The organism is Termitidicoccus mucosus (genome assembly GCF_038725785.1).
Classification (GTDB): Bacteria; Verrucomicrobiota; Verrucomicrobiia; order Opitutales; family Opitutaceae; genus Termitidicoccus; species Termitidicoccus mucosus.
The window spans coordinates 6,591,768-6,606,905 of record NZ_CP109796.1 but is presented as its reverse complement, the minus strand read 5'-3'; the positions used below and the strand labels follow the sequence as shown (position 1 = coordinate 6,606,905).

The following is a 15,138-nucleotide window of genomic DNA, read 5'->3' as shown; positions in this document are numbered from 1 at the left end:
TGCGTCAACAGTGGCGGACCGTTTCATGAGCGAACTCAACGATCTCTACCAATCCGTCATCCTCGACCACAACAAACGTCCGCGCAACCGCCGCAAGCTGCCCGACGCCACGCGCGTCGCCACCGGCGACAACCCGACTTGCGGCGACCACTGCACGGTTTACCTGCGGCTCGAAGGCGACCGCATCGCCGAAATCACCTTCGAGGGCGCCGGCTGCGCCATCTCGCAGGCATCCGCCTCGCTCATGACCACGCTGCTCAAGGAAAAAACCGCCGCCGAGGCCGCCGCGACCTTCGAGGAGTTTGCCGCCATCGTGAAAACCGGCCGCGCTCCCGGAGAATTTTGCGAGATGGCCGCGTTTGCCGGCGTGCACGCCTTTCCCGCCCGCATCAAATGCGCCACCCTCGCCTGGCACGCCGCGCTCGACGCGCTCAAATGAAGGACAAATTACGATTTACGATTTAGGATTGGGAAATCACCGTTCCCATGCCTCCGCCGGCGCGGAAGCTCCAAATCGTCCATCGTCCATCGTAATTCGTAAATCATAACTCGTCCATTTCCGCCAAACCATGTCCGACACCTTCGCCCATATCCGCCTCGATTTTCCCACCCTTCACCAACAAGTCGGCAACAAGCCGCTCGTCTATCTCGACAACGCCGCGACCACGCACAAGCCCCGCGCCGTCATCGACACGCTCACCCGCTACTACGAGCACGACAACAGCAACGTGCATCGCGGCCTCCACGCGCTCTCCATGCGCGCCACCGACGGCTACGAGGCGGCCCGCGCCCGCGCCGCCACCTTCATCAACGCCGCCGACCCCGCCGAGGTCGTCTTCACCCGCGGCACGACCGAATCCATCAACCTCGTCGCGCAAAGCTGGGGCGCCGCCAACCTCCGCCCCGGCGACGTCGTGCTCATCACCGAGATGGAGCACCACTCCAACCTCGTGCCCTGGCAGCTCATCACGCAGCGCACCGGCGCGACGCTCCGCTACGTGCCTGTCTCCGGGGAAAACGCGGAGCACGGCCTCGACCTCGACGCGCTCGACCGCCTGCTCACGCCCGAGGTGAAGCTCTTCGCCTTCACGCACATCTCGAACACCCTCGGCGTCATCAATCCCGTGGCCGACCTCTGCGCCCGCGCCCGCAAGGTTGGCGCGCTCACGCTCATCGACGCCGCGCAATCCATCGGGCATGAGCCCATCGACGTGCGCGCCCTCGGCTGCGATTTTCTCGCCTTCTCCGGCCACAAGATGGCCGGCCCGACCGGCATCGGCGTGCTCTACGGCCGGCGCGAGCTCCTCGACGCCATGCCGCCCTGGCAGGGCGGCGGCGGCATGATCAACACGGTCGAGTATTCCGGCAGCACCTGGAAGCCGTCGCCCGAACGTTTCGAGGCCGGCACACCCAACGTCGCCGACGCCATCGGCCTGCGCGCCGCGATGGATTATCTCGACGGGCTTGGCCGTCCGGCCATCGCCGCGCACGACACCGCCCTCGCCGCCCTTTGCTACGAGGCGCTGCGCGGGTTGCCCGGCATCCGCATCCTCGGCCCGGTCGATTCCACGAAACGCGGCGGGACGGTGAGCTTTGCCTTCAAGGACGTGCACGCACACGATGTCGTGACCTTCGCCGACCAGGACGGCATCGCCCTGCGCGGCGGCCACCATTGCAACCAGCCGCTGATGAAAAAACTCGGCCTGCCGAGCACGACGCGCGCGAGCTTCTATGTTTACAACACCCCCGGGGAAATCGACGTGCTCGTCGCCTCCATGCGCCGGATCCTGAAGTTTTTCACCTAGATGTTCATTAAGAACGGCGGCGCGCCGTAGCGCGGCAACGGTGTTCAACGCGCATTCCTGCCTGCCGTCGTTATTCTGTCACGCGAAGCGCGGCATTTTTAAGGGAAAAACGCCAGCGGTGCTTCGCGCCATCGTTTTCGACGGCAGGCCGGGATGCGCTACGTGCTGCCGCCTTTTCACTCAGCCGCCAGGGATATTTCAGCCGACGATCGCCGCGTAGGCGGCGGCGTCGAGCAGGGCGTCGAGTTCGGCGAGGTCGTCGATCTTGAGCTTCAGCATCCAGCCTCCACCATACGGCTCCTGGTTCACTTTCTCCGGGGCGGAATCGAGCCCGGCGTTCACCTCGACGACGGTGCCGGCGACCGGAGCGTAGAGATCGGAGGCCGCTTTCACGGATTCGACCACGCCGAAGGAATCGCCGGCCTTGAGCGCGGCTCCGGGTTGCGGGAGTTGCACGTAGGTGATGTCACCGAGGCTGCTTTGCGCGTATTCGGTGATGCCGATGGTGGCGATGCCGTCGGCTCCGGGGCGGATCCATTCGTGGGATTTCGCGTATTTGAGATCGGCGGGAATGTTGCTCATGGTTTTCTGGAGTTTAAGTTGAAGCTTAAGGAGGAGGAGGCGAGGGATTATTTTTTCAATGCAACAAAGGGCGGCTTGACGGGATGGAGGGCGATTTTCGCCCCCCGGATGTCGGTGAGCAGCGCGCGGCCGGCAGCGAGCGCGGTGGTGTCGATGAGCGCGGAGCCGATGGCCTCGTTCAGGATGGGTGAAAGCGTGCCGGAGAGCACGGTGCCGAGCGGCGCGCCCGCCTCGTCGATGACGGCCGCGCCCGCGCGCACGATGCGGCGGTCGCCGGTCTTGAAAAATACCACGCGGCGGGCGGAGCCGTCGCGCGCCTCGCGTTCGAGCGCGGCGCGCCCGCAGAAATCGGAGTTTTTGGCGAATTTCACCGTCCAGGCGAGACCGGCGGCAAGCGGCGAGATGTCTCCGGAAATTTCGTGGCCGTGGAGAGGGAAGCCGGCTTCGAGGCGCAGGCTGTCGCGCGCGCCGAGTCCGGCGAGTTCGAGACCGAGCGGCGCGCCCGCCGCGAGCAGCGCCTCGGCGAACCGCGGCGCGTCCTCCGGGCGATGGTAGAGCTCAAAGCCGTCCTCGCCGGTGTAGCCGGTGCGCGCGACGGCGGAGCAGGGGATGCCGGCGATGGTGAGGCCGGTGGCGAAATGGTAATAGTTGAGGTCGTCGAGGGCGGCTGCCACGGCGGGGCCGGAGGCGAGGGAGCGGACGATGCCGGCGGCGCGCGGGCCCTGGATGGCGATGAGCGCGGTGTCGCCGGAGCGGTCGGCGAGGGTGACATCGAGACCGGGCGCGGCGGCGCGACGCTCGCGGAGCCACGCGAGGTCCTTGTCGATGTTGCCGGCGTTGATGCAGAGGAAATAATCACCGGGCGCGCGCATGTGGACGAGCAGATCGTCGATGACGCCGCCGGTTTCGCCGCACATGGGCGAATAGACGACGCGGCCGGGCGTCATTTTGGCGAGGTCATTGGTGACGAGCGACTGGAGGAATGCGAGCGCCCCGGGGCCGCGCACATCGACCTCGCCCATGTGGCTGACGTCGAAGAGGCCGGCGGCGCGGCGCACGGCCTTGTGCTCGTCGAGGATGCTCCTGTATTGCACGGGCATTTCCCAGCCCGCGAAATCGACCATGCGCCCGCCATGCGCGACATGGAAGTCGAAGAGCGGAGTTCGTTTGAGGATGCTCATGCGGGCAACACTAGGACGGCTTGCCGGGCTTCGGGCAAGTCGCATTCGCGAAGAGAATGCGCGGGAGAATAGCGCGAAAAAGGCCCTCAAGGCGAGGGCACGGGGGCGCGCCGGGTTATTGTCCATGGGGTGACAAGACCATCGAGGAGCGACGGAGCGAAGCCGAGGGCCACGGCGCTTTGGTCGCGTGCCTGCGCCACGTCTTCCGCATCCGCTGCCATTTCAAATTCATGGAGCCAACTGGGTTCATCTTGAAAATGTTCCTCACCGACAAGACGTCCGTCGCGCCTGTATGCGATCGTGATATGCACGGGATGGACATGATACCAGGTGTCGCCGGGCGGTGGTTTGCGCAGCAGCGTGCGCATTTTCTCGAGGCCGGTGAAATCAGATGGGGCAAGGGGGTAGGTGTTTTCGAGTTTTCCGGGAGCAATGACGGGGCGGTCGGAGTCACTCCATGTGACCGTGCAGTCGAAGCTCAGCATTTCCGAAGGCGTTTTCCCTGAAAAGAGATAAAACTGAGCGTAGTCGCGGGGATGGAATGCATAGAAGGTGACGAGAATTTCCTCGTTCCCGGCCAGCGTGGTGAAGCTTGGAGCTTCTTGCTGGATGGACGGCGTGGATGGCATGGGTGTGTTTTCGATAAGGAGAGGGTATCCTCGATGCACCCATTCCCATGCGATCATGATTCCGCCGGCAAACAGCAGGATAACGACGGTTGCGGCGCTGAGGGTATGTTTGCGCGCATGTGGCATTTTTTAGGAGAGAAGACAGAATGAGCGTGGCACAGACAGGGGGACCATACCATCCATCATTGGGCGGTTTTGAAAACCAATTTCCCTTTATGGAACCGTTCAATTGCCTGCTGGAATAGTTTGAGTTTCCCTTGCTCAATGCGCCCGCGCCGTTGTTGACATTCGCGGCTGGGTGCGGGTGCATGTCGGCATGGAAAAAACATCCGGCGCATCCGCGTCCTCGTCTTCCGCCGAACATCCCTTTCTCGATTCCTCCTTCGAAATCCGCTGGTCGCAGCTCACGCCGGAGCATGTCGGCCCGGACATCGAGCGCGCCCTGACCGGCGCGCAGGCCGCCATCGATGCCATCGCGTCGCGCGACCCCGCCGCGCTCACCTACGAAAACACCTTTCTCGCGCTCGAACGCGCCACCGAGCCCCTTTCCGTGGCGTGGGGAAAAGTCGGGCACCTCCAGTCCGTCAACGACTCGCCCGCTTTGCGCGACGCCTACAACGCGATGCTGCCCAAGGTCTCCGCGTTTTTCGCGCGCATCCCGCTCAACGCCGCGCTCTGGGCGCGCCTGAAAACCTTTGCCGCCACGGCGGCGGCGGCGGGGCTGCGCGGCGTGCACAAGCGTTTCCTCGACGAGACCGTGCTCGATTTCCGCCAGCAGGGCGCCGACCTGCCCGACGACAGGCGCGCGCGCCTGGAGGCGCTGCAAAGCGAGCTCGCGCAGCTCACGCAGAAATACTCGGAAAACGTGCTCGACGCCACCAATGCCTGGCAGCTCGTGGTCGAGGACGAATCGCGCCTCGCCGGCCTGCCCGCGCACGCGAAGGCCGCCGCGCGCCGTTCCGCCGAGTCGAAGGGGATCGGCGCGCCCGGCAAGCCCGCGTGGCGTTTCACGCTGCACCAGCCCTCGCTCGAGCCCGCGCTCACCTATCTCGACGACGACGCGCTGCGCCGCGAAATCTGGGAGGGGTTCACCGCCGTCGGTTCGCGCGCGCCGCACGACAACACCCCGCTCATTCCGAAAATCCTCGCCCTCCGCGCCGAGAAGGCCGCGCTGCTGGGCAAGCCCGACTTCGCCGCGCTCACGCTCGAGCGCCGCATGGCGAAGTCCGGCGAAAAGGCGCTCGCCTTTCTTGCGGATTTGCAGGCGCGCACGCAGGCCGCCTTTGCCCGCGAATGCCGCGAATTGGAGGAGTTCAAGGAAATGCGGAATGCGGAACGCGGATTGCGGAATGAGGAAAAACAAACGCAAAACGCGGCCCAAACCCCGGCCCAAACTCCGGCGACCGGAGGGTTTGTCATTCCGCATTCCGCAATCCACAATCCGCATTCCGCCCCCCGCCTCGCGCCGTGGGAGACCGGCTACTGGTCGGAAAAGATGCGCAAGGCCCGCTACGATTTCGACGAGGAGCTGCTGCGCCCCTACTTCCCCATGGACCGCGTCATCGCCGGGCTGTTCGGCGTGGTCAACCGCGTATTCGGATTACAAATACAGGAGCGGGCCGCCGGCTCCGTCGAGGTCTGGCATCCCGAGGTGAAATTCTACGACATGCGCGACCGCGCCGGCCGCCGCGTCGGCTCGTTCTACGCCGACTGGCATCCGCGCGAGTCGAAGCGCGGCGGCGCATGGATGAACTACCTGCTCACCGGCGGGCCGCAGCCCGACGGATCGCGCGCCCCGCATCTCGGCCTCATCTGCGGCAACATGACGCCGCCCGCCGACGGCAGGCCCGCGCTGCTCACACACCGCGAGGTCGAGACGATTTTCCACGAGTTCGGGCATCTCATGCACCACCTGCTCGGCGAGGTGGAGGTCAAGTCGCTCAACGGCGTGAATGTCGCCTGGGACTTCGTCGAGCTGCCCTCGCAGATCATGGAAAACTGGTGCTGGGAGCGCGAGAGCCTCGACCTCTTCGCGCGCCATCACGAGACCGGCGCGCCCATCCCGGAGGAGCTGTTCGGGAAGATGATCGCGGCGAAAAACTTCCGCTCCGCCTGCGCGATGATGCGCCAGCTTTCGTTCGGCAAAATGGATCTGCTGCTGCACCTGCGCGCGGGCGAGTTCGCGGCGCAGGGGGCCGACGTCGAGGCGGCGGTGCGCCCGCTCATCGCCGACTGCCTCGTGCCGACCAATCCGCCCGCGCCGACCAGCGTGAAACGTTTCAACCACATCTTCGCCGACCCGGTCGGTTATGCGGCGGGCTATTATTCCTACAAATGGGCGGAGGTGCTCGACGCGGACGCCTTCACGCGCTTCCAGCGCGAGGGCATTTTCAACGCCGCGACCGGCGCGGCCTTCGTGGAGCACATCCTGAGCAAGGGCAACTCAGAGGACCCGGCGATGCTTTTCCGCGCCTTCATGGGGCGCGAGCCGGAGCTCGACGCGCTGCTGAAACGCAGCGGCCTCGCGGCGGCGGCGTGATTGCGGCGGCCGAGTTGGCTTTTTTGCGTTTTTCGGCATGGTATCCGTTCTGCTTGGCAGAGAAAACATCAACATCCATGACTCAATTTCCCGAAATACGCAAAATGTCGCGGTTGCTGCAACCGGCGCGGATGAAAAAGCTGCTCGACGAGACCGAGTATGGCTTCCTCGCGATGTGTTCAACGATTGGATACGGCTACGGCATCCCGCTCAGCTATGCGCGCGACGGGCAGCGGCTGTATTTCCATTGTTCGCCGGATGGGTTTAAGCAGAAGTGCCTGGCCGCCAATAATCGCGTGAGCTTTTGCATCATCGGGAAAACGCGGGTGATACCGGAGAAATTCACCACGGTTTACGAAAGTGTGATTGCCTTCGGCACGATGGCGCTGGATTTGCCCGAGGAGGAGCACGGGCTGGCCCTGCGGTTGCTGATGCAGAAATACAGCCCGGCGCATCTCCAGATCGACGAGGTTTACCGGGGAAAGACATTCCGCCGGAATCACCTCATGCGCCTCGATATCGAGCATGTCACCGGCAAGGTCAAAAAAGCCGTGCCGCGCCCGGCGGCCTGACGGGGATGTTTCCGGTTGTCATGCCAGCGTCTGAATTTTTGGCAGGACAAGAGTACGGGAGCGCGGGCTTTCTTGCCCGCGTGTCGGTCGCGGGCAAGAAAGCCCGCGCTCCCGGCAGAAGGCTGAAACAATGGAAAACGCTGGTATAATACCATTTCCCAATGCAAATCCCCCTTTTGCCGGAGGGCCGAGCTCCTGCGAGGCCGTCGCGGGAAAAAGTCGCATATGACCGCGACAGCCTCGCAGGAGCTCGGCCCTCCAGAAGCCCATTGTTATACGTTTGAATCCGAAATAGTATCAGAAGCCTTTTATTTTGAAGAGGCTGGAGACGCTTTCGTTGCTGTTGATGCGGATGATGGCGTTTGCGAGGAGGCCGGCGATGCTGAGCACGGTCACGGGCAGGTCTTTCACATCGACGGGGGTCGAGTTTGTGGTGATGAGTTCGTCGATGGGGCCGTTCCGGAGGCGCTCGAAGGCGATGTCGTTGAGGATGCAGTGACTCACGGCGGCGCGCACGGTGCGGGCGCCGCAGTCGCGCAGCATCTTGGCGGCGGCGACAAGCGTGCCGGCGGTCTCGGTGATGTCGTCCACGAGGAGCACGTCGCAATCCTTCACCTCGCCGACCACGTTGATCGCCTCGACCTTGGTGGCGCTGCGGCGTTTCTTGGCCACGAAGCCCAGCCCCGCGCCGAGGATGTCCGCGTAGGCGGAGGCCATTTTCAACCCGCCCACGTCGGGCGAGCAGACGACGAGGTTGGTTTTGTTGAGCTTGTCGAGATAGTCGAAAAAGACAGGCGAGGCGTAGAGATGATCGACGGGGATGTCGAAGAAGCCCTGGATCTGCTGGCTGTGCAGGTCCATGGTGAGCACGCGGTGCGCACCGGCGGCGCTGAGGAGGTTGGCGACGAGCTTGGCGGTGATGGGCACGCGGGGCTGGTCCTTGCGATCCTGGCGGGCGTAGCCGTAGAACGGGATGACGGCGGTGATGCGGGCGGCGGAGGCGCGACGGGCCGCGTCGATCATGATGAGCAGCTCCATCAGATGATGGTTGGTCGGGGGGCAGGTGGACTGGATGAGATAAACGTCGTGGCCGCGCACGTTTTCGTCGATTTTCACGAAGCTTTCCCCGTCCGGAAAGGTCGTCACGGTGGCGGAACCGAGCGGAATGCCGATGTTTTGGCAAATTTCCTCGGCGAGCGCGCGATTGGAGTTTCCTGCAAAGATTTTCAGCCCGGACTTGATGCTCATGGAAGTGTGATGGAGGGGAGAATGTTGCGGCGAGTCAGGCGTCGGAGGAAGTTTTTTCCGCAGGGAACTTCTTTTCGAGGCGGTCCACGCGCTGGAAAAGTTCCGGAAGCCGCTGGCGCAGAACATTGATGCGCTGTTCGAACATGTAGGGATTGGCGGGCGTGCCCTTGAGGGTGGCACCGGGGGAAACATTGGCATTTACGCCGGTCTGGGCGGTGATTTTCGCGCCGCGCCCGATGGTGAGATGGCCGGCAACGCCGACCTGTCCGGCGAGGACCGCGTAGTCCTCGATCGTGACGCTGCCGGAAATGCCGGTTTGCGAGCAGATGAGGCAGTGTTTGCCGATGACGACGTTGTGGGCGATCTGGACGAGGTTGTCGATTTTGGTGCCCTGGCCGACCACGGTCTGGCTGAAACGCGCGCGGTCGAGCGTGGTGTTGGCGCCGATTTCCACGTCGTCCTCGATGAGGACGCGGCCGACCTGGGGGACTTTCTCATGGCGGCCGTTGATAAATTCGTAACCGAAACCGTCGGAGCCGAGCACGACGCCGATTTGCAGGCGGACGCGATTTTTCACCACGCACTCGGAGGCGACGCGCACGCCGGGCATCAGCCAGCAATCGTCCCCGATGGCCGCGTGGCGTCCGACGAACACCTGCGCCTCGACATGCGTGCGTTCGCCGATGACCGCGCCCTCCTCGACGACGCAGAGCGGCCCGACAGTGGCGCTGGCGGCGATGCGCGCCGTGGGCGCGATGACCGCGCTCGGGTGAATGCCGGGAGCAGGCCTGGGCCAGAGAAGCTGCTCGATGCGGGCACACAATTTCGCCAGCGCGGCGGAGGGATTATCGACGTGGAGATAGAGTTGGCCGGGTCGCGGTTCGCCGTCGTAATCGATGGGCAGGATGATGACGGAGGCGGCGCAGGCGGGGACTTCGGCCTTGTATTTGGGATTGCCCAGAAAGGAGATGTCCCCGGCGCGGGCGGTGGCGAGCGAGGCGATATCGCGGATGGTTTCCGTGGTGGCTCCGCGGGTCGCTCTGGCCTCGATGATGGCTGCGATTTCCTGGCTGGTGAGTGAAAGCTCCATTGTTGCTGGTTCGTCCGGTCGAACTTTGGTGACGGGGAGGGGTGTGGCAATCGCGCAAATCGAAAAATGAGGTACTGGGTGTAACTCAAAGTTGTGTCACTCCCTCTTTCTTCTTTCCTCTTTATCTTTATCTTTCGTCAGGCACGGGCAGGGAGAAAGAGGAAAGATAAAGAATAAAGAGGAAAGATTCCGGCGGTGTCATCACTTTGAGTTGCTCCCGAGGTCCTCCCCATTGGCTTCATGGCGGGCCATTCAAGACGGGCAGGAGCACCGAAAAATAAAAACCCCGGGCGGCGAAGCCCGGGGAATGGGTGAAGACACTGCGTTTGTCGGCGCGATCAGAAGTTGATCGAGGGGCCGGATGTGCCGGATGTTCCGGATGAGCCGGTCGCGGCGGGAGCGGTCGTCGCGGCGGGAGCGGCGCTGCCGGTCGTGGAAGAGGCCGGGCGGTCTTTGTTGAGCTCGACGATGACTTCGTCGGTGATGTCGAAGCCGGGATCGGCGTAAACAACCGTGATCACGGCGGCGTTGGATTTTTCGACGAGCAGGGTGATGCCTTTTTTCTTGGCGAGGCCCGAGGCTACGTCGGTGATTTTTTCAAGGAGAACCCGGCGGGAGGAGGCGACCTGCTGCTGGATGGTCTGGACGGCCTGATTGCGGAACTGCTGGATTTCCTGCTCCTTCTTTTGCACGTCTTGGAGAAGACGCTGCGCCTCCTGCGCGGCATTCTTGCGGGCTTCCTCGGTCAGGATGGTGTTGTTGGCCTGCTCGGCGGCCTCGCGATATTTCTCAACGGCGGCACGACCCTCGCTCATGATGCGCTCGGTGCCCTCGGTGGCGCGCTGCTCGTAACCTTTGACAACGGCCTGCTCTTCCTGCGTCTTCCAATAGCCGTCGAGAGCCTTGTTCATGTCGATGGTGCCGACTTTCAGCGTTTGGGCCGAGGCCAAGAGCGCGGTCGCTCCGAAGGCGGCAATTGCGATTAAGGATTTGATGGAGGTCTTCATTGTTGTTGTTTCAGGAGACTGAAAGTTTGGTTGTTTAAGATGGAAAAACGCAGAGTAAATCAGAATCGGGTGCCAAATGAAAAGTTAAATTGATTTCCCTTGCTGTTGAATTTGTCCTTGGTGAGCGGGATGCCAAAGTCGAGGCTGAGCGGCGCGCCGGCCACGAACAGGCGCAGGCCAAAGCCGAAGTTGTCGTTGTAAGTCGCCGGGCTGAAGTCGTAGGAGCGCTCGTTGACGAAGCCGGCGTCATAGAAGACGGCGAAGCGCACCGGGCTCACGATGTCGAGCGAATACTCGAGTGAGAGCATCCCGTAGGTGTTGCCACCCATGATGTTGCCGTATTGGTCCTTCGGGCCGACGTCGCGGTTTTCGAAGCCGCGCAGGGTGTAGGGGCCGCCGAGGGTGTATTTTTCGCTGTAGGGAACACCGCCGTCCCGGTAGCCGGGAAGGGCCTTGTCGCGGGTGCGCCCGTAGCTTTCGATGACACCGGCGCGGGCGATGATGGCGATGGTCTGGGCTTGGGCGCGGAAGATGGGGAAGAATTGGGAGCCGCGGAATTCGACGCGGTAATAGTCCTCGCTGCCGCCGAGCGGGCCGCCGGTGTGGGAGTAGTTCAGCTCGATGCGGCCGCCGTCGGTGGTGTTGATGATGCGGTCGCGGGTGTCGCGGAGGAGTTGGAAGGAGACGGTGGAGGTTTGATAGCGGTCGCGGAGCGTGCCGTCCGCGTTCTGGAAGTAGCCGATGTAGGCGGACTCGATGTCCTCATACTGGACGTTCTCATATGTGTAGGAGAGCGTGCCTTCGAAGAGTTCGAAGAGGCGTTTGCGCAGGTAAACCTGGCCGCCGGTGCGCACCTCGTCGTAGTAGGAGTTGTCGTAATTGGAACTGGTGCGGTAAATGGAGAAGCCGAGCGCGAGTTCCTTTTGCAGGAACCACGGTTCCTCGAAGGAGAGGATGGCCTCGCTGGAGTTGGAGCCGACTTGCAGGCGGATGCGAAATTTCTGGCCGCCGCCCTGGAAGAAGGATTTGCGGTTGAAGAGGTCGAAGTTGGACTGGGTGAGCTCGGCGAACACGACCGCCTTTTCGAGCGAGCTGAAGCCGGCGCCGAACTGGAGATTGCCGGTGCGGCCCTCGGTGACGGTGATCTTGAGGTTGCGGCGGCCGGGGATGTTGGTCGATTCGGGGGTGAGGTTGGTGTCCTCGAAGAAGCGGGTGTTGTCCAAGCGCATCTTGCTGCGCTTCATGCTGACCATGTCGAACACCTCGCCGGGGCCGAGCGTGAGCTCGCGGATGATGACGATGCTCTTGGTCTTGGTGTTGCCCTCGATCTGGATGGACTCGACGTAATACTGGTCGCTCTCGGTGACTTCGTATTCGATGTCGATGTTGCCGGTGGCGATGTTGGGCTTGCGGATGGGGCGCACGCGGGCGTCGAGGTAGCCGTCCTTGCCGTAAAAGTCCTCCATAGTGGAGACGTCCTCGTCGAGCTTGGACGGGCGGAACACCATGCCGGAATGCTGCGAAATGATGAGCATGAGCAGCGGCGTGGGATAAAGTTTGTTGCCGGTAAAGGTGATCTGGCCGATGCGATACTGGCGGCCTTCGTTCACCTGGACGGTGAGGACGAGTTTGTTGTCGGTCGGGTATTCGTAGGTGACCTTGTCGGCGGGAATCTCGACGTCGAGAAAGCCTTCCTCGCGGTAATAATCGCGGAGCTTGTCGAGATCGTCCTCGAACATCTCGTCCTTGAAGCGGCCCGAGCCGGTCAACCAGGAGAACATCCAGCGGCGGCGGGTCTCCATGACGCCGCGCAATTTCTTGGATTTGACGTTGTTGTTGCCGACGAAGGCAATTTCGGAGATTTTGACCTTGTTGCCCTCGCGGATCTTAAAAAACACCGTGCCGTAGCCGGTGGCGCGATCGCGTTCGATCTCGTAGTTGATGTAAACGCGGTTGTAGCCCTTTTTCTGGTAAAACTCGCGGATTTTTTCGGCGTCCTCCTTCACCTGGCGCTCGTCGAGGGCCTGGTTCTGGCGGGTTTTGGTCTCCTTTTCGAGGCGGCTGGACTTGATCTTTTCGTTGCCGGAGAAAACGACATCCTGCACGCGGTATTTCGGCGTGACCTCGACGACGAGGTTGACGACGCGGTTCGGCAGCACCTCGCGCTTCACCTCGATGAACTCGAACAGTCCGGTGCGGTAGAGCGAGCGGATGTCGCGGTCGATCATCGTGTCGTCGAGCTCGCCGCCGGGCTTCACCTGCATGTTGGCGCGGACGATCTGCTCGTTGACGTTGGCGGTGCCCACGAAACGCACCGTCACGGTGCCGACCTTGTAGGGCTGGTATGGCTGCCTAGTCCCGAGACTGGGCGAGCCGCCCATCTGGGCAAAGGCTTGCGCGCCAAACAAGGTGGCGAGAAGGAAAGTGAGTAAAAAGGACGTGGCCCGGGCCATCTGGCTACTGGGTATAGTTTTCAAAGCGGGTGATGTCTCGAAGGAAGGTGAGTTTCAGTTCTCCTACCGGGCCGTTTCGTTGCTTGGCAACTATTAACTCGGCGGAGTCGGCGGCGACTTGGAATTTCTCGTCGGCGTCTTTCGGGCGCGCGAGCATGAGCACCACGTCGGCGTCCTGCTCGATGGAGCCGGATTCGCGGAGGTCGGAGAGCTTGGGAGTGCGGTTTTCTTTTTCAGCGGCACGATTCAACTGACTTAATACAAGCACGGGCACGTCGAGTTCCTTCGCGAGCGCTTTTAGCCCGCGCGAAATTTCGGCCACCTGCTGTTCGCGCGGGATTTTCGGGTCGGTCGGGCTGAGGAGCTGGAGGTAGTCCACGATCACGAACCCGAGCTTGTTGCGCGCGTGCAGGCGGCGGGCCTTGGCGCGGAGTTCCATGATGGTCAGGTGGCTGGAGTCGTCGATGTAGAGCGACGACTTGCTGAAGTCATCCGCCGCCTGGAGCAGATCCTGCTGCTCCTGGCCGTTTTTGGACAGCAGGCCGTCGCGCAGAAGCTTCATGTTCACCCGCGCGCGGGAGCAAAGCATGCGGAGCGCGAGCTGCGCGGCGCTCATTTCGAGTGAGAAGACCAGCGTGGTGACGCCGCGGCCGGTCTTCGGCATGGCGGCGGTCTCGGCGAAGTTGAGCGCGAGCGAGGTTTTGCCCATCGAGGGACGCGCCGCGAGGATGATCATTTCCTGCCGCTGGAACCCGTAGGTGAAATTGTCGAGGTCCTTGTAGCCCGAGCTGATGCCGGTGAGCTCGCCTTTTTTGGTGAGCATCTTGGTGATGACGCCCATGGCCTCGTTGACCGGGCCCTTCATCGGCTTGGCGGCATCGGAAATGCGGTCCTGGGTGACGGCAAAGATGTCCTGCTCGATCTTGTCGATGAACTCCTCCAGGCCGCCGTTGTAGTCGTAGCATTTCTCGACCGCGCCGGTGGCGACCTTGATGAGCTCGCGCAAAAGAAAAAGCTCGCGGATTTTCTCGATGAAATAGGGCGCCTGGGCCGTGGTCGGGATGCGTCCGCTGATTTGCGTGAGGTAGGCGTAGCCGCCGATTTCGTCGAGCTGGCGCGTGGTTTTCAGTTCCTCGGCCAGGACGGCGAGGTCGATGGCCGCGCCCTTGTTATACATCTCGACGAGTTTCTCGAAAATGACCCGATTGGCCGGGACATAGAAGGCGGAGGGCGCGATCTTGCCCTCAAGACAGCGGGCGACGGTGTCGTTGCCGTCGATGAGGCAGCACGAGAGCAGGTATTCCTCGGCCTCGATGCTGTGCGGCGCGGAGCGTCCGACCAAGGCCGCCGCCGCGTGCGCGGAATCGCCGCCGTTGGTTCCGTCGGAACGGGGGCGCCGGGATGTGCGTGAGGGTTTGCCGTCGTCGTCAGCCATGCGTGAAGCGGTTGAGAGAAAAGCGTTGCGCGGCGAAGGCAAGGCGGCGTTGCGGGAAAATATTCCCAGCTTATTCACCGGCGGCTGCATTTTGCGGCCTATTTCCAGCCCAGCGAGATGTCGCGCACGCTGCGTTTGCGGAAGAGCAGGACGCTGACCGAGATGCCGATCGCCAGCGTGGCCAGCAGCGAGAAAGTGAGCATGATGTTGTGCGCGATCTCGGCCAGCAGAGCGGGATTTTCGTGCAGGATGTCCATGTCCGTGATTTTTATGCCGCCCAGCATGCTGCGGTAGGCGTACAGGCCGGGCACCATCGTGATGCAGGCCGGCATGGTGAACACCACCGGCGGATTGTCCACCTTGTGTGCGAAGACAATGCCCGCCAGCCCGATAAGGACGGACGCCAGCAGCGTCGCCAGGATGAGGCCGGTGCCGAAATCGAGGAGCACGAAACGGAAGCAATGCCCGCACCCGCCCAGCAGTCCGGCCACCCAGAGGACGCGTCCGGGCGTGCCGAAGAGCACGCCCCAGCACACGGCGACAAAAAACGCCAGGAATGCGTCGCGCGCGATGGCGGTCAAAAATTCAGTGGTCATG

At 62.7% G+C, this 15,138-nt stretch carries 13 protein-coding genes; 4 read left to right on the top strand and 9 right to left on the bottom strand.

Going from position 1 to position 15,138, the window contains the following annotated elements; translation table 11 throughout:
• Positions 1–25: 25 nt before the first annotated feature.
• Positions 26–439 carry a Fe-S cluster assembly sulfur transfer protein SufU gene (gene sufU, locus OH491_RS23430; protein WP_068769751.1) on the top strand — a complete coding sequence of 138 codons (414 nt, stop codon included), beginning with the start codon at positions 26–28 and terminating at the stop codon, positions 437–439.
• A gap of 130 nt (positions 440–569) precedes the next feature.
• Complete coding sequence (locus OH491_RS23425) at positions 570–1,805, top strand: cysteine desulfurase (RefSeq protein WP_068768797.1); 1,236 nt, start codon at positions 570–572, stop codon at positions 1,803–1,805.
• A 198-nt stretch (positions 1,806–2,003) separates the two neighbouring features.
• On the opposite strand, the gene gcvH is transcribed toward OH491_RS23425, so the two are convergent.
• The 3 genes from gcvH to OH491_RS23410 all read right to left on the bottom strand — a co-directional run bounded on the left by gcvH (position 2,004) and on the right by OH491_RS23410 (position 4,197).
• Positions 2,004–2,387 carry a glycine cleavage system protein GcvH gene (gene gcvH / locus OH491_RS23420; RefSeq protein WP_068768798.1) on the bottom strand — a complete coding sequence of 128 codons (384 nt, stop codon included), beginning with the start codon at positions 2,385–2,387 and terminating at the stop codon, positions 2,004–2,006.
• 47 nt (positions 2,388–2,434) lie between these two features.
• Positions 2,435–3,568 carry a glycine cleavage system aminomethyltransferase GcvT gene (gene gcvT, locus OH491_RS23415; protein WP_068768799.1) on the bottom strand — a complete coding sequence of 378 codons (1,134 nt, stop codon included), beginning with the start codon at positions 3,566–3,568 and terminating at the stop codon, positions 2,435–2,437.
• 86 nt (positions 3,569–3,654) lie between these two features.
• Positions 3,655–4,197, bottom strand: a complete 543-nt coding sequence (locus tag OH491_RS23410; protein ID WP_145928564.1) for a hypothetical protein — start codon at positions 4,195–4,197, stop codon at positions 3,655–3,657.
• 316 nt (positions 4,198–4,513) lie between these two features.
• Between OH491_RS23410 and OH491_RS23405 the strand changes: the two genes are divergently transcribed.
• Together OH491_RS23405 and OH491_RS23400 are read left to right on the top strand one after the other, a co-directional pair.
• Complete coding sequence (locus OH491_RS23405; RefSeq protein ID WP_068768801.1) at positions 4,514–6,736, top strand: M3 family metallopeptidase; 2,223 nt, start codon at positions 4,514–4,516, stop codon at positions 6,734–6,736.
• Positions 6,737–6,813: 77 nt separating this feature from the next.
• Positions 6,814–7,308 (top strand): pyridoxamine 5'-phosphate oxidase family protein, encoded by a 495-nt coding sequence (locus OH491_RS23400; protein WP_068768802.1) that lies wholly within the window; start codon positions 6,814–6,816, stop codon positions 7,306–7,308.
• A gap of 297 nt (positions 7,309–7,605) precedes the next feature.
• Here OH491_RS23400 and OH491_RS23395 read toward each other — a convergent pair whose 3' ends face one another.
• The 6 genes from OH491_RS23395 to OH491_RS23370 form a co-directional block, all read right to left on the bottom strand.
• Positions 7,606–8,556 (bottom strand): ribose-phosphate diphosphokinase, encoded by a 951-nt coding sequence (locus OH491_RS23395; protein ID WP_068768803.1) that lies wholly within the window; start codon positions 8,554–8,556, stop codon positions 7,606–7,608.
• Between the two features lie 34 nt (positions 8,557–8,590).
• The gene (gene lpxD / locus OH491_RS23390; protein WP_068768804.1) at positions 8,591–9,646 is read right to left on the bottom strand and encodes a UDP-3-O-(3-hydroxymyristoyl)glucosamine N-acyltransferase; all 1,056 of its coding nucleotides are present in this window, start codon (positions 9,644–9,646) and stop codon (positions 8,591–8,593) included.
• A 338-nt stretch (positions 9,647–9,984) separates the two neighbouring features.
• Entirely contained in the window at positions 9,985–10,653 is a 669-nt protein-coding gene (locus OH491_RS23385; protein WP_068768805.1) for an OmpH family outer membrane protein, read from the bottom strand.
• A 59-nt stretch (positions 10,654–10,712) separates the two neighbouring features.
• Positions 10,713–13,106, bottom strand: coding sequence for an outer membrane protein assembly factor BamA (gene bamA, locus OH491_RS23380; protein ID WP_084441828.1), 2,394 nt, complete (start codon positions 13,104–13,106; stop codon positions 10,713–10,715).
• A 4-nt stretch (positions 13,107–13,110) separates the two neighbouring features.
• Positions 13,111–14,541 (bottom strand): replicative DNA helicase, encoded by a 1,431-nt coding sequence (gene dnaB / locus OH491_RS23375; protein WP_068769753.1) that lies wholly within the window; start codon positions 14,539–14,541, stop codon positions 13,111–13,113.
• A gap of 98 nt (positions 14,542–14,639) precedes the next feature.
• Entirely contained in the window at positions 14,640–15,137 is a 498-nt protein-coding gene (locus OH491_RS23370; protein ID WP_068768806.1) for a threonine/serine exporter family protein, read from the bottom strand.
• Between the last annotated feature and the right edge of the window lies 1 nt (position 15,138).

What these genes read in the sequence shown, in the direction of transcription:
- sufU (WP_068769751.1), top strand. Translation starts at nt 26, where the DNA reads ATGAGCGAACTCAACGATCTCTACCAATCCGTCATCCTCGACCACAAC.
- OH491_RS23385 (WP_068768805.1), bottom strand. Translation starts at nt 10,653, where the DNA reads ATGAAGACCTCCATCAAATCCTTAATCGCAATTGCCGCCTTCGGAGCG.
- OH491_RS23395 (WP_068768803.1), bottom strand. Translation starts at nt 8,556, where the DNA reads ATGAGCATCAAGTCCGGGCTGAAAATCTTTGCAGGAAACTCCAATCGC.
- OH491_RS23410 (WP_145928564.1), bottom strand. Translation starts at nt 4,197, where the DNA reads ATGCCATCCACGCCGTCCATCCAGCAAGAAGCTCCAAGCTTCACCACG.
- bamA (WP_084441828.1), bottom strand. Translation starts at nt 13,106, where the DNA reads ATGGCCCGGGCCACGTCCTTTTTACTCACTTTCCTTCTCGCCACCTTG.
- gcvT (WP_068768799.1), bottom strand. Translation starts at nt 3,568, where the DNA reads ATGAGCATCCTCAAACGAACTCCGCTCTTCGACTTCCATGTCGCGCAT.
- dnaB (WP_068769753.1), bottom strand. Translation starts at nt 14,541, where the DNA reads ATGGCTGACGACGACGGCAAACCCTCACGCACATCCCGGCGCCCCCGT.
- OH491_RS23425 (WP_068768797.1), top strand. Translation starts at nt 570, where the DNA reads ATGTCCGACACCTTCGCCCATATCCGCCTCGATTTTCCCACCCTTCAC.
- OH491_RS23400 (WP_068768802.1), top strand. Translation starts at nt 6,814, where the DNA reads ATGACTCAATTTCCCGAAATACGCAAAATGTCGCGGTTGCTGCAACCG.
- lpxD (WP_068768804.1), bottom strand. Translation starts at nt 9,646, where the DNA reads ATGGAGCTTTCACTCACCAGCCAGGAAATCGCAGCCATCATCGAGGCC.
- OH491_RS23405 (WP_068768801.1), top strand. Translation starts at nt 4,514, where the DNA reads ATGGAAAAAACATCCGGCGCATCCGCGTCCTCGTCTTCCGCCGAACAT.
- OH491_RS23370 (WP_068768806.1), bottom strand. Translation starts at nt 15,137, where the DNA reads ATGACCACTGAATTTTTGACCGCCATCGCGCGCGACGCATTCCTGGCG.
- gcvH (WP_068768798.1), bottom strand. Translation starts at nt 2,387, where the DNA reads ATGAGCAACATTCCCGCCGATCTCAAATACGCGAAATCCCACGAATGG.